A 13,337-nucleotide genomic window follows, 5' to 3' on the forward strand; every position below is an offset into this window, starting at 1 on the left:
GAGGTCCCGTGAAGTCGAAGAGCGAGCAGCGGATAGGTCTGCTGAACGGCTTCGCGGCATACGGGGCATGGGGGCTCGTCCCTCTCTTCTGGCCCCTCCTCAAGCCCGCCGCGGCCGGCGAGATCCTCGCGCACCGCATGGTGTGGTCGCTCGGCGTCGTGGGCATCGCGCTGCTGGTGATGCGGCGCTGGGCCTGGGCCGGTGAGCTGATCCGGCAGCCGCGCAAGCTGGGACTGATAGCGGTCGCCGCGGCCGTGATCACCGTCAACTGGGGCGTCTACATCTGGGCCGTGAACGCCGGCCACGTGGTCGAGACCTCGCTCGGCTACTTCATCAATCCGCTGGTCACCATCGCCATGGGCGTCCTGCTGCTGAAGGAGCGTCTGCGGCGCGCCCAGTGGGCCGCGGTCGGCATCGCCTTCGCGGCGGTCGTGGTGCTCACCATCGGCTACGGCCGGCCGCCGTGGATCTCGCTCGTCCTCGCCTTCTCATTCGCGACCTACGGCCTGGCGAAGAAGAAGGTCAACCTCGGCGGACTCGAGTCGCTGGCTGCCGAGACCGCGATCCAGTTCCTGCCCGCGCTCGGCTATCTGCTGTGGCTCGGCTCGCAGGGGGACCTCACTTTCGGGACCGAGGGCACGGGCCACGCGGCGCTGCTGGCCGCGACGGGCATCGTGACGGCCGCTCCCCTGGTGTGCTTCGGGGCGGCCGCGATCCGGGTGCCGCTGTCCACGCTGGGTCTGCTGCAGTACCTGGCGCCGGTCTTCCAGTTCCTGCTGGGCATCCTCTACTTCCACGAGGCCATGCCGCCCGAGCGCTGGGCGGGATTCGCGCTGGTCTGGCTGGCCCTGGTCACGCTCACCTGGGACGCGCTGCGGACAGCGCACCGGTCGCGGGCCGAGGCCGAGGCCCTGCGCCTGGAGACCGCCCAGCGGGCCGCCGAACCCCCGGCGACGCGTGGCGCGACCGCCTGAACCGAGAAATCGGAAACGAGTGGGCAGCGGCTTTGCCGGGACACGGCGCGTCGCACGGCGCACGGGCCTATAAGTGGTGCGTATGACTCAGCAGAGCCACCACCGGCCGACGCTCCACTGGAAGCTCGTCATCGACGCCGCCGACCCCCAGGCCCAAGCGGCCTTCTGGGCCGAGACCCTCGGGTACGAGGTCGAGGACAACAGCGCCCTGATCGAACGACTCCTCGGCTTCGGCGCCGTCCCGGAGTCCCTCACGCTCGAGTTCCGCGGCCGGCGCGCCTGGCGGGACCTCATCGCGGTTCGGCACCCGGACGACCCGTACGAGGAGGAGACCGGCACCGGGCTCGGGCGCCGGATCCTCTTCCAGCGGGTGCCGGAGCCCAAGACCGCCAAGAACCGCCTCCACATCGACGTCCACTCCCCAGCCGGGCAGCGCGACACCGAGGTCGAACGGCTGGAGCGGCTGGGCGCGTCCGTGCTGCGCCGGGTGAAGGAGCCCGGGGGCGAGTGGGTGATCATGCAGGACCCGGAGGGCAACGAGTTCTGCGTCCACTGAGGCGCCGCCCGTGGCCCCCTCACCTGCTTCATGAGGCCGGGCGCCGACCGCTACGCGGTGATGTCCTTCGCCGTGAATCTCGCCCACGCCGCCGAGCCGAACACGGCCGCGTACAGGGCCTGCAGCCCGAGGTTGTGTGTCAGGTCGTCCCAGTAGACCGGGTCGCGCATCAGATCGGCGAAGGACAGCCAGTAGTGCGAGAAGAGGTACGGCTGGATCGCGTGCAGCTGGGGGATCTGGTCGAGGATCTGGACCGTGATCAGCAGGCCGACGGTCGTGGCCATCGCCGCGATGCCGCTGTTCGTCAGCGTCGAGACGAAGAGGCCGAGCGCCGCGATTCCGGTCAGTGACGCGGCGACCACCAGCGCGATCAGCAGGGCGCGCAGCAGCCCGTCGCCCATCCCGATGCGTGTGCCGGAGATCGTGGTGAGCTCGCCGAGCGGGAACAGCAGCGCGCCCACGGTCAGGGCGGACACGGCCACGACGAGGGTCGCCACGAGGCAGAACGCCATCGTGGTCGCGTACTTGGTGAGCAGCAGCCGCGTACGGCCCGCCGGGGCCACCAGCAGATAGCGCAGCGTGCCCGCGTTCGCCTCGCCCGCTATCGCGTCGCCCGCGATGACGCCGATCGCCATCGGCAGGAAGAACGGCAGCGTCGCGGCCAGCGAGGTGAACACCAGGAACAGGCCGTTGTTGGTGATCTGCGCGATGAACGCCGGGCCTGCTCCACCGCCGCCCCCGCCGCCGCCCATGCCGCCGCCGTCGCTCGTCTCGATCTTCACCGCGATACCGACGAGCACGGGCACGGCCGCGAGCACGCCGAGGAGGGCCAGGGTGCGCCAGCGGCGGAACGTGGTCGTCAGCTCGCTGCGGAACAGGCCGAGGGTCCACATCCGTCGTACGGAGAGTGCGGTCGCCGCGGTCGCCCTGGTCTGCGCGGTCTTCTCGGCGCGTACGGAGGTGTCCTCAGCCTGCGACATCGAAGCCCTCCCCCGTCAGCGCCACGAACGCGTCCTCCAGCGAGGCCCGCTCCAGACCGAAACCGCGCACCCGCACACCGGCCGTGACGAGCGCCGCGTTCACCTCCGCGAGGTCGCGGCCCGGGTCGGGCGGCTCGCCCGTCACCCGGTCGTCCGCGACGACGACGTCCGTCACGCCCTGCTCCTTCAGTACGCGGGCCGCGTCGCCCGGGTCCGGGGTCGTCACGACGAGACGGCCGCGCGCGCCCGCGGCGAGCTCGGCGACCGGGCCCTGGGTGATCAGGCGGCCGCGGGCCATCACGGCCGCGTGGGTGCACACCTGCTCGATCTCGTCCAGGAGGTGCGAGGAGAGAAAGACGGTCGTGCCGTCCGAGGCCAACTCCCTCACCAGCGCGCGAATTTCGCGCATGCCCTGCGGGTCGAGGCCGTTGGTCGGCTCGTCGAGGACGAGCAGTCGCCTCGGCTGCAGCAGGGCGGCCGCCAGCCCCAACCGCTGCTTCATGCCGAGCGAGTACGCCCTCGCCTTCTTGCCGGCGGCGGCCGTGAGGCCCACCCGGTCCAGGGCGGTGGCGACACGCGTCCGGCGGGTGCGCGGGTCGGCGGTCGGGTCGGCCGCGTCGTACCGCAGCAGGTTGTCGCGGCCGGACAGGAAGCCGTAGAGCGCCGGGCCCTCGATGAGCGCGCCCACGTGCGGGAGCACGTCGCGGGTGGAGCGGGGCATGGGGCGGCCGAGGACCCGGGCCGAGCCCGAAGTCGGCGCGATCAGTCCCATCAGCATCCGGATGGTGGTGGTCTTGCCCGAGCCGTTCGGCCCGAGGAACCCGAAGACGCTGCCCTCCGGGACGGTCAGGTCGAGCCCGTCCACGGCGAGCTGCCCGCCGCGGTAGCGCTTGGTGAGCGCACGGGTGGCGATCACCGCGCCCGTGTCGCTTTCCGCGGCGGACAGTTCCTCCATGGCTCTCCCAACCTGCCGTTGCCGTACCGTTCCCGACGCCGGGCTACTTCGCCGCGTTGGCCGCCTTCACCAGCGCGTCCTTCGTCACCGCGCCCGCGTAGACCTTGCCGTCGTCCGTGACGAGGGCGTTGACCAGGCGGGTCGAGAAGACCGTGCCGGAGCCGAACTTCCCGGACACCTTGTCGCCCAGCGCGTCGAGGAGTTGCTGTGCCTCCGGCGCGACATCGCCCGAGCCGGCCGACGGCAGACCCTTGCCGCCCGGCATCTCGAACTCGGCGATGGAGGCCCAGCCCTCACCGATGACCTTCAGGCCGCTCAGCCCGCTCATCCCGTCCTCGAGACCCTCGCCCGACTTGGGCGCCTTGTCGTGGGACTCCTGGGCCGCCGACTCGTCGCCCTCGGTGACCTTTGTGCCCTTGGGCGGGCTGAAGTCGAACGTGGACGCGGCCGGCTTGCCGAAGTCGACCTTGGTGAAGCCCGCGTCGACGACGGCGGCTCCGCCACTGGCCGGAGTCAGCGTGAACTTGAGCGGCGTGCCGGTCTTGGCGTCCACCGCCACCGAGATCGCGCCGATGGTCGAGCCGGACTGCTTCGGCTTGATGAGCAGCTTGTAGGCGTCGCGGCCCGCGACCTGCGCGGTGCCGTCGACCGTCACCGACGTCGTGTCGTCGACCGCCTTCAGCGCCTCATCGGCAAGCTCCTTGGGCGTGGCCGGGACGTCCTCAGGCGCGCTCTTGTCGCCCTTGTCGCCCTTCTCTGCGTGGTCCGCGCCCGTCGAGTGGTACGCCTCGTTCGACGCGCTGTCGTACGCCCACACCTCGTCGCCGTTGTGGATCACGCTGTACTCGGACGCGTCGTCGAGGACCGACAGCTTCTGCTTGTCGGGGCCGTCGGCCGCCACGCGCAGCGTGTGCGTACCGGACGCGAGCTCCGTCAACTTGGCCTGCGGATCGGCGGACGAACCGCTGCCGTCGCCGCTCGCGCCACCGCCCGGGGCGAAGCTCCCCGCGGCGCCGCCCAGCGAGGGGAGCCCGAGATCGGTGCTGATCTTCACCGTGCCGGAGAGCTGCTGCACATCCGACGCGGCGATCTTCTCGATGAGTTCCTGCGCGCTGATCTTCGGCAGATCGGGGTCACCGGAGTCGGCGAGCGCCGGGACGAGCCCGATGGTCGCCGCGGCCACCCCCACGACCGCCACCGGGACCGCGTAGCGCGCCGCCCTGCGGCGGCCCGCGCGCAGGTCATCGGCCTCCGCGGCGGCCCCTTCCGCTGACGTCTTGCCGGATTCGTACGGTGCCATCTGTGCCCTACCTCCGTGGTTCGGCGGCGGCCTGCCCTGTCCCTGTACTCGTCCACTCCGCGCCGCCATTCTCACCCGAATTGCTGTGAAGTGGTGTGGTCCATCTGACCAAATCCGCCATGAGGAATCGTCAGACCCCGGACCCAACTCCACGTACTCCTGCGGTATGACATGCGGCGGCGGCGCCTCCCCCAACCCGTAGGGGGAGGCGCCGCCGTGCATTCGGTCCGTGGGTTGAGGGCCATCAGAGCCGCTCGATGGGCGGGGTGAGAGGCCGTCAGCGCCGGTCAACAGGGGAAGCGGACTCAGCCCGCCCGGTGCACCACCGCGTCGCACAGCTCCACCAGCGCCGCCTTCGCATCGCACTCGGGCAGGGGCGCGAGCGCGGCCCGCGCCTCCTGCGCGTACCGCACGGTGTCCCGGCGGGCCTGCTCCAGCGCCGGGTGGACGCGGAGCTTGGCCAGCGCCTCCGCGTGGCGCGCGTCGTCGGTGAGGTCGGAGTCGAGGAGCTCACTCAGGGCGATGTCCTCGGGCAGGCCGAGCCGCTCCACGCGCTCGCGCAGCCGCAGCACCGGCAGTGTCGGAATGCCCTCGCGCAGATCCGTGCCCGGGGTCTTGCCGGACTCGCGCGTTTCGGAGGCGATGTCCAGGACGTCGTCGGCCAGCTGGAAGGCGACGCCGAGCCGCTCGCCGTACTGGGTCAGCACGTCCACGACCGTCTCGTCGGCGCCCGACATCATCGCGCCGAAACGACCCGCTACAGCGATCAGCGAGCCGGTCTTGCCGCCGATCACGTCCAGGTAGTGCTCGACGGGGTCGCGGCCGTCGCGCGGACCCGCGGTCTCCAGGATCTGTCCCGTGACGAGGCGCTCGAAGGCCTCGGCCTGGATGCGGACGGCCTCCGGGCCGAGGTCGGCCAGGATGTGCGAGGCGCGGGCGAAGAGGAAGTCGCCGGTCAGGACCGCGACGGAGTTGCCCCAGCGGCTGTTGGCGCTCTCGACGCCGCGGCGCACCTCGGCCTCGTCCATGACGTCGTCGTGGTAGAGGGTCGCCAGGTGCGTGAGCTCGACGACCACGGCGGAGGGCACGATGCCCGGCGCATACGGGTCGCCGAACTGCGCGGCGAGCATCACGAGCAGCGGGCGAAACCGCTTCCCGCCCGCGCGGACCAGATGCTGCGCGGCCTCCGTGATGAACGGGACCTCACTCTTGGTGGCCTCGAGGAGGCCCTCCTCGACAGCCGCCAATCCGGCCTGGACATCGGCTTCGAGAGCCTGGTCCCGCACGCTCAGCCCGAACGGCCCGACGACGGTCACGAGGGATCTCCTGTCTGCTGACGATCACAAGGTCGGTCACATGGGCGATGACACGGTTTTTCGCTGTGTTTGTCGATCTGTCGCTGCCATCACTCGAGTCAGCGTATCCGGTCGCCTTTCGATCACAGTGAGCGCCCGCCTGTCCAAGCCGGGCGCTGTGCGACCTCCCCCGGTATGTTCGTGATCATCCCCATACGTCCCCATATGCCGCAAAAATCCGCTGTACACCTTTGAAGCGCCCCCGGACACCTCACCCGGGTCCCACGCCTCACACGTCATACGCAGAAGTGGCCGCCGGAGTTCCAGCACCGCGGTCCCGCCCATGAAGATCCGCACCTCCTTTCCGTACGAGACGACCCGCCAGGACGTCCGGATTCCACTGTCGGACGGAACTCGGCTGTACGCGCGCGTGTGGCGCCCGATGACCGGTGAGCCCGTACCGGCGCTGCTCGAGTACCTCCCGCACCGCCTGACCGACTGGACCGCGCCCCGCGACTGGCAGCGGCATCCCTGGTACGCGGGGCACGGGTACGCGTCCGTGCGGGTGGACGTGCGCGGGCACGGCAACTCGGAGGGCATGCCGGGCGACGCGTACTCGCCCGCCGAGCTGGGCGACGGGGTCGAGGTGATCGAGTGGCTGGCCGCCCAGCCGTGGTGCAGCGGCAGGGTCGGCATGTTCGGCATCTCCTGGGGCGGCTGCAACGCCCTCCAGATCGCGGCCCTCGCACCCGAGCCGCTCAAGGCCGTCGTCACCGTCTGCTCCTCCGACGACCGCTACGACAACGACGTGCACTACATGGGCGGCTCCGTCCTCGCCGTGGACATGCACGCACGCGCCGCGGCGATGCTCGCGTCCGTGGCGCGTCCACCCGATCCGCTGTACGTGGGCGATGCGTGGCGCGACATGTGGCTGTGGCGCCTGGAGGCCGTCGAGCCCTTGATCCACACCTGGCTGAGCCACCAGACACGGGACGCCTACTGGCGGCACGGCAGCGTCTGCGAGGACTACGGCGCGATCAGGGCCGCCGTCCTCGCGGTCGGCGGCTGGCACGACCCGTACCGCGACACGGTCCTGCGGCTGGTGGAGAACCTCCGGCACCTTCCGGACGACCGGGTAGGGGGGCTGATCGGCCCCTGGTCGCACCAGTATCCGGACCGGGGGCTCCCGCCGGGGCCGGCGATCGGCTTCCTGCAGGAGACGCTCCGCTGGTGGGACCGGCATCTGAAGAGCATCGACACTGGTGCGTCTGGTGTGTCTGCGGAGCCGAGGCTCCGCTCCTGGATCAGCGACTCCCATCCACCGGCGACGGTGTACGAGGAGCTGCCGGGCCGCTGGGTGGGCGACCCGTCGTGGCCGTCGCCGAACGTCGGCTTCGTGTCGTACGGGCTGGAGGACGCGCGCGCCGGGGCATCCGGAGGGGCCGGGCGCCCGCCGGGGTCTGTCCAGGCCGGCGCCCCCGTCCTCGTACGGTCGCCGATGCACACCGGCCTGGACGCCGGCCGCTTCCGCCCCTCCGGCAACGACGCGGATCTGCCGCCGGACCAGCGCGAGGAGGACGGGAAGTCGGTGTGCTTCGACTTCGCGGTCGAGCAGGAGACGTGGGTCCTGGGCCGGCCGCGGGTGCGGCTGCGGCTGACATCGCCGACGCCCCGGGGACAGGTGATCGCCCGGCTCTGCGACGTGGCGCCGGACGGCGCGTCGACGCTGGTCACCCGCGGTGCGCTGAATTTCTCGGCACGGCGCGGCCGGGACAAGGCGGTCGAGTGGACGCCGGGCGCGACCGAGGACGTCGACTTCGAACTGAACGGCATCGGCCATGCCTTTCCGCCCGGCCACCGCGTCCGGCTCGCCGTCTCGTCCGCGTACTGGCCCTGGATCTGGCCGCAGCCCGGCTCCGAGGCGGGCTGCGCGCTGGACCCGGCGGGCAGCACGCTCGAACTCCCGGTCCGCGCGGTCACCGCCGACGACGTCACCTTCGCCTTCGCCTTCGCTGAACCGGAGCAGTCCGAGCCACTCGGCGTCGTCATCCCCCTGACGCTGAACGACCAGCGCCCGGAACGCCTCGTCGTCCGCGATGTCGCCGCGGGCGAGTGGCGCCTGGAGGTGGCCTCGCTCCCCCACTCTCGACTTCGCTCGAGCGGGGGGACCCCCATCGGCGGCACCCGCGTCTACCCCGACGGCCTCGAATACTCGGAGGACGCCGTCGACACGTACACGATCAACGACTCCGACCCGCTCTCGGCCCGTACCCGCTCGGACTGGTCGATCCGGCTGCACCGGCCTGAGCTGCACTGGGACGTGCGGATCGAGACGCGTTCGGAGATCACGTGCGACGCGACGTCCTTCACCACGTCGGACGAGGTCGTGTGCCGGGAGGGGGACGAGGTGGTGTTCCACCGGACGTGGGAACGCCGTATCCCGCGGACGGCGGGCTGATCCGCGGCCTCGGAGCCGTCAGGGTCGCCGCAGCGTCCGGCGACCCGTCACGAAACAGCCGGTGTCGGTGAAGGGGCTAACGACGGCTTGAAGAAAGCACCCGGCACAGCCGCACTTCCATGGCTTCGTCCCCCGGGCCGGCCGGCGATTCGGGCCTGGGCCACAGCTGGAACAGCCACTCTTCCTGGTGATCGACGGCGCCCGGGTGCTCGGGCGACCGTCGATGGGCGCGCAGTCGCCAGGCCCCTCGTCGACCTAGCCAGACGGTGGCCACGTTGTCTCCCATGATGTTCTGCAACTGGAGTTCCAGGCTGTCCCCCAGCGCGAAATCGCATTCCATGGCGTCGTGCGCCCACTCTGCGGCGAATACGGGTTCGGCGTCGTAGACCTCGAGGCTCACGGACGCATAGCGAATATCCGTGACGGCGCTGCGCGCGACCACGCCGGAGGGCGTGCAGACCAGCATTCTGCGGTAGTCGTCGTCCTGCCACAGCCGCAGATCGTCGTCCTGGTGGCAGGCCGGGGGATCGTAGAGGAGGAAACAGCCGTGGTCGACACGGGTTCTGGCCCATACGGTCTGGTGGGGCGAAGGGGAAGTGGGCATCGACGTCTCCGAGGACCGGGCTCTGCGCATGCTCTCCTGCCGGGCTGCGATGAACGAGGACACGACGGGTGCCGTGTCGTCTCCTTCACGCAGCGGGACGGCGCGTCCGCCGGTAGACACTCCCGCTTTTTTTGTGAGACAGCCTCACATTTCGGCATCGCGACCGTTATGGGCCCGAGACCGCGTCGTTCAACAGGGGCGGGACCAGGCCGTATCGATCAACACCGGCATGCCTGCCCCGCTGCCGAGGGCGGCGTGCTGGTGTCGACGGGGTTGCCGATCCGCGGACCCGGTGCGGCCGGGATCGGCCGGCGCCGGCGCCTTCCCGGGCAGCGAAGGCAGCGCGTTTGGTGGTACGGCTCCTCCGTCGGCTCCTGGGATCGGACGGATGGTCAGCCCGGGGGCGACGGGGAGCTTTCCGGGGTCCGCGGGCTTTCCTCGGTCCGCGGGCTTGCCCTTGTCCCCGGACTTGCCCATGTCCCCGGACTTGCTCTTGTCCCCTGACTTGCCTTTATCCGCGGACTTGCCCTTGCCCGCTGACTTGCCTTTATCCGCGGACTTGCCCTTGCCCGCAGCCTTCCCGCGACCCGCGGCCGCCGTCGGCGTCGCCGAGGCCGACGGCACCGACGCCGGTGATGACGACACGGACGGGGAGAGGGACGGGGACACGGACGGAAACGGAAACGGAGAGGGGGTCGAGCGCACATCGGCGGCTGTTTCCGCAGGCAGTACGCTCGGCCGGCGATGGTGCTGCGTCGGGTCAACCGTCGCAGGCACGGGCGCGATGACGATCGTCACGGCCACCGCGGTCGCGGCCGTCGTGGCGGCGACGGCCGGGTATGCGGGGGCGAGCCGGGCCGCGTCCGCCGCCCATCTCCACCACACGACGGCCAGTCCCAGTGTCGCCGCCAGCACCGCTTTCAGCGTGCTTCTCGCACGGGCCAGCAATGACTCGGCGGTCCGGTAGCTGACCTCGAGCTGCCGGGCCACTTGTAAGACGGTGAGCCCCTCCGCTCGCAGCCGCAGAGCCCTGGCCTGACGCGCAGGCAGTCGCGACATGGCCGCCGCCGCCCACGCGGCCTCCGCCTGATCGCACACCCGCTCGTCGAAGGACGCCGGATCCAGGGAAACGGGGAGGCGGGACCACCTGCGATGCTCGCGGACACGCTGCCGATGCGTGTCCGCGCACAGCCGCACCGTCACACGCATGAGCCAGGGCGCGAGCCCTTCCGCGTCACCGCGGTAGGACTCGGCGGCGCGGACCATCGCCTCCTGCACCACGTCTTCGGCGTCCTCCGCGGTGGCCGTGCGTGGACGGGCGATCCGCATGAGGGCTTCCCGCTGCCGCAACGCCGCGTGCCAACGCGCCGCTTCGGCGGTCCCGGCCTCGTCCGGCCCGCATCCGTCAATGCCGTCCTGGGCACCCACCGTCACCGGTCCACCCCTGGGGAAGTCCAACGACCCTGCGAAAGGGTAACGTTTCTGCACCCGCTTCGGTGACGGCCTCGGCGGGAGCGGACGGATATCGCGGGTACTGGCGCTCGACGAACTTGTCTGCAGGTCACGCGAGCGACATTGCCCAATAAGTCAACCGAACAACCGCTCAAGGACCACCGCGATCCCGTCCTCCTCGTTCGACAGGGTCACCTCGTCGGCCACCGCCTTGAGGTCGGGGTGTGCGTTGGCCATGGCGACGCCGCGGGCGGCCCAGCGGAACATGGGGATGTCGTTGGGCATGTCACCGAACGCGACCGTGCCGGACGGGGCCAGGCCCAGGCGATCGGCCGCCAGCGCCAGGCCGGTCGCCTTGTTTATTCCGCACGGCTGGAGCTCGACGGTGCCGGGACCGGACATCGTCACCGCGGCCATTGAGCCCACGGCCTCCCGGGCCGCCGCCGCCAACTCGTCGTCCGTCAGCCACGGGTGGCGCAGCAGCACCTTGCTGATGGGCTCGGACCACAGGTCGTCGCGCCGGTCCACCCGTACCGCCGGGAGCAGGGGGTGCGGCATGCGGTAACCGGGCTCGATGAGCGTGAGGCCGTCCACCCCGTCCTGGTCCACGGCCGCGTAGACCTCGCCGACCTCCGCCTCGATCTTGCCGAGCGCCGTCTCCGCCAGTTCGCGGTCCAGCGTCACGGACCAGACCATGCGGTCCGCTCCCGCGTCGTACAGCTGGGCTCCCTGGCCGCACACGGCCAGCCCACGGCAGCCGAGGTCGTCGAGCAGTGGCCGCACGCGCGGCGCCGGGCGTCCTGTCACCACGAGATGCCGGGCGCCGGCGGCGACCGCCTCCGCCAGCGCGTCCCGTGACCGGTCGGAGAGTGTGTCGTCACCGCGGAGCAGCGTTCCGTCCAGGTCTGTGGCGATAAGCGAATATGCGAGGGGTGCGGTGGGTGCGGCCATGATCCTGAGAATACGGACCATCGGCTCATCAGCCCCACGGGATGCAGAGGTTCGGTTCCATCACATGCGCACCGCGAGGACAGCTCGCCGCGTATGCCTCATTCCGCCTTCGTCCCGGCGTCCGCCCCCGGCCGTTCCGCCCTCCGCAGCAACAGCGCCGCCACGCAACCGCCGACGAGGACCGCCGCGGCCCCGGCCAGCTGGCTGGTCTCGATGCCGGAGGTGAAGGCGTCCATGACGGCGCCGCGTTCGGCGTCCGTTCCGGCGGCGGCGAGGGCGGCCGGCAGGGAGCCCGCGCCGGCGACGGCGGCCGGCAGGAGGGCGGTGAACCGGGCGTTCATGACGGCGCCCAGGACGGCGACGCCCAGGCTGGTGCCGAGTTCGGACATGGTGCCGTCCACCCCGGCGCCCGCCCCCGCCTTCTCCGGCGGGATGGCTCCCATGACCGCCTCGACGATGGCCGGGTTGGCGAGCGCACAGCCCGCGCCCATGAGGACGAGGCCGAGCAGCAGCACACCGTAGCCGTCGGCGGACGGCAGGGCGGCGACGATGAACCCGGCCGCCAGCAGGGCCATGCCGACGACTATGGACAGCGGCAGACCGAGGCGGCGCATCAACCGCGCGGAGACTCCCACGGAGTTGAGAGCGACGACGGTCAGCGCGAAGGGCGCGATGCGCAGGCCCGCCTCCAGGGGCGCGTACCCGCGTACGAACTGCAGCTGCTGCGTGAGCAGATAGAGCGTCCCGCCACTGCCGAAGGTGATGAGGACCACGCCCGCGACCGCCCCGACGAAGCGCCGGTCGCGGAAGAACTGCATGTCCAGCATGGGGTATGGGACACGGCGCTCCCACAGCGCGAACGCGCCGAGTACGAGGACGCCCACTGCGGCCGTGAGCAGCACCCGGCCGGAGCTCCAGCCATGCTCGGGCCCCGAGATGATGGCGTAGACGACCGCGGCCATGCCGACGGTGGACAGCAGCGCGCCGGGCAGGTCGGGGCGGTGACCGCCGGCGTTCCTGGACTCGGGTACGAGGGCCCGGACGGCGACGAGCGCGAGCACGACGACCGGGATGTTGATCAGGAAGATCGCGCCCCACCAGAAGTGGGCGAGCATCAGACCGCCGATCGGGGGCCCGGCCGCGAAGCCGAGGGCGTTCACCGCGGCCCAGATACCGATGGCCTTGGGGCGCTCTTCGGCGTCGAATATCTGTATAGCGACGGCGAGCGTGGTCGTCAGCAGCAGCGCGCCGCCGACGCCCATGCCCGCCCGCGCGGCGATCAACTGACCGCTGGACTGGGAGAGTCCGGCCGCCAGCGAGCCGACGCCGAACAGGGCGAGCCCGGCGAGCAGCAGCCTCTTGCGGCCGTACCGGTCGGAGGCGCTGCCCGCGGCGAGCAGCAGGCCGGCCTGGACGAGGGAGTACGCGTTGATGACCCACTGGATGTCGGCGGTGGTCGCGTCGAGATCCCTGCTGAGGGTGGGGATCGCGACGTTCAGGACCGTGTTGTCGAGCACCACCGTGAGCTGGGCGAGGCAGATCACGGCGAGGATCAGCCACCGCGTGGGAAGCCGGGCAGCCGCCGGGGCCGCGGTGGACGCTTCGGCGGCAGTGTCGGCGGCGGCGGTGGACCCGTCTGCGGCTGCGGCCCCGTCGGCGGCCGCGCTGGACCGGTCGGCGGCCGCGGTCACAGCTCGGTGCCGATCGGGCCGCGTCGGAGCAGGTCTGCGCTTCGGGCTCGATACATGGCAGCGTCTTCTCTTCTGATTCGTCCGACTCTGATACGGCTGACTCTGGTTCGCCCGGCCGACC

The 13,337-nt window shown here is 71.2% G+C and carries 11 protein-coding genes; 3 read left to right on the top strand and 8 right to left on the bottom strand.

Annotation, left to right across the window (positions count from 1 at the left end):
* Positions 1–8: 8 nt before the first annotated feature.
* Positions 9–974 carry an EamA family transporter RarD gene (gene rarD, locus ABT009_RS15240; RefSeq protein WP_351293606.1) on the top strand — a complete coding sequence of 322 codons (966 nt, stop codon included), beginning with the start codon at positions 9–11 and terminating at the stop codon, positions 972–974.
* Between the two features lie 82 nt (positions 975–1,056).
* Positions 1,057–1,530, top strand: a complete 474-nt coding sequence (locus tag ABT009_RS15245; RefSeq protein WP_351293608.1) for a VOC family protein — start codon at positions 1,057–1,059, stop codon at positions 1,528–1,530.
* Positions 1,531–1,580: 50 nt separating this feature from the next.
* On the opposite strand, the gene ABT009_RS15250 is transcribed toward ABT009_RS15245, so the two are convergent.
* The 4 genes from ABT009_RS15250 to ABT009_RS15265 all read right to left on the bottom strand — a co-directional run bounded on the left by ABT009_RS15250 (position 1,581) and on the right by ABT009_RS15265 (position 6,081).
* Positions 1,581–2,510 carry an ABC transporter permease gene (locus ABT009_RS15250; RefSeq protein ID WP_351293611.1) on the bottom strand — a complete coding sequence of 310 codons (930 nt, stop codon included), beginning with the start codon at positions 2,508–2,510 and terminating at the stop codon, positions 1,581–1,583.
* The gene (locus ABT009_RS15255; protein ID WP_351293614.1) at positions 2,497–3,465 is read right to left on the bottom strand and encodes an ABC transporter ATP-binding protein; all 969 of its coding nucleotides are present in this window, start codon (positions 3,463–3,465) and stop codon (positions 2,497–2,499) included. Before ABT009_RS15255 ends, ABT009_RS15250 begins: the two co-directional genes overlap by 14 nt.
* A 43-nt stretch (positions 3,466–3,508) precedes the next feature.
* Positions 3,509–4,765: a LolA family protein gene (locus ABT009_RS15260; protein ID WP_351293617.1), complete on the bottom strand. Its 1,257-nt coding sequence runs from the start codon at positions 4,763–4,765 to the stop codon at positions 3,509–3,511.
* 305 nt (positions 4,766–5,070) lie between these two features.
* On the bottom strand, positions 5,071–6,081 hold the full coding sequence (locus ABT009_RS15265) for a polyprenyl synthetase family protein (RefSeq protein WP_351293620.1): 1,011 nt from the start codon (positions 6,079–6,081) through the stop codon (positions 5,071–5,073).
* A gap of 322 nt (positions 6,082–6,403) precedes the next feature.
* On the opposite strand from ABT009_RS15265, the gene ABT009_RS15270 reads away from it, so the two are divergent.
* Positions 6,404–8,518 carry a CocE/NonD family hydrolase gene (locus tag ABT009_RS15270; protein WP_351293623.1) on the top strand — a complete coding sequence of 705 codons (2,115 nt, stop codon included), beginning with the start codon at positions 6,404–6,406 and terminating at the stop codon, positions 8,516–8,518.
* Positions 8,519–8,594: 76 nt separating this feature from the next.
* On the opposite strand, the gene ABT009_RS15275 is transcribed toward ABT009_RS15270, so the two are convergent.
* The 4 genes from ABT009_RS15275 to ABT009_RS15290 all read right to left on the bottom strand — a co-directional run bounded on the left by ABT009_RS15275 (position 8,595) and on the right by ABT009_RS15290 (position 13,081).
* Complete coding sequence (locus ABT009_RS15275; protein WP_351293626.1) at positions 8,595–9,122, bottom strand: hypothetical protein; 528 nt, start codon at positions 9,120–9,122, stop codon at positions 8,595–8,597.
* Positions 9,123–9,311: 189 nt separating this feature from the next.
* Positions 9,312–10,556: an RNA polymerase sigma factor gene (locus tag ABT009_RS15280; protein ID WP_351293629.1), complete on the bottom strand. Its 1,245-nt coding sequence runs from the start codon at positions 10,554–10,556 to the stop codon at positions 9,312–9,314.
* A gap of 153 nt (positions 10,557–10,709) precedes the next feature.
* Positions 10,710–11,525: an HAD family hydrolase gene (locus tag ABT009_RS15285; protein ID WP_351293632.1), complete on the bottom strand. Its 816-nt coding sequence runs from the start codon at positions 11,523–11,525 to the stop codon at positions 10,710–10,712.
* Between the two features lie 98 nt (positions 11,526–11,623).
* Positions 11,624–13,081 (bottom strand): MFS transporter, encoded by a 1,458-nt coding sequence (locus tag ABT009_RS15290; protein WP_351293989.1) that lies wholly within the window; start codon positions 13,079–13,081, stop codon positions 11,624–11,626.
* Positions 13,082–13,337: the final 256 nt, after the last annotated feature.

The organism is Streptomyces sp. NPDC002896 (genome assembly GCF_040295225.1).
Taxonomy (GTDB): Bacteria; Actinomycetota; Actinomycetes; order Streptomycetales; family Streptomycetaceae; genus Streptomyces.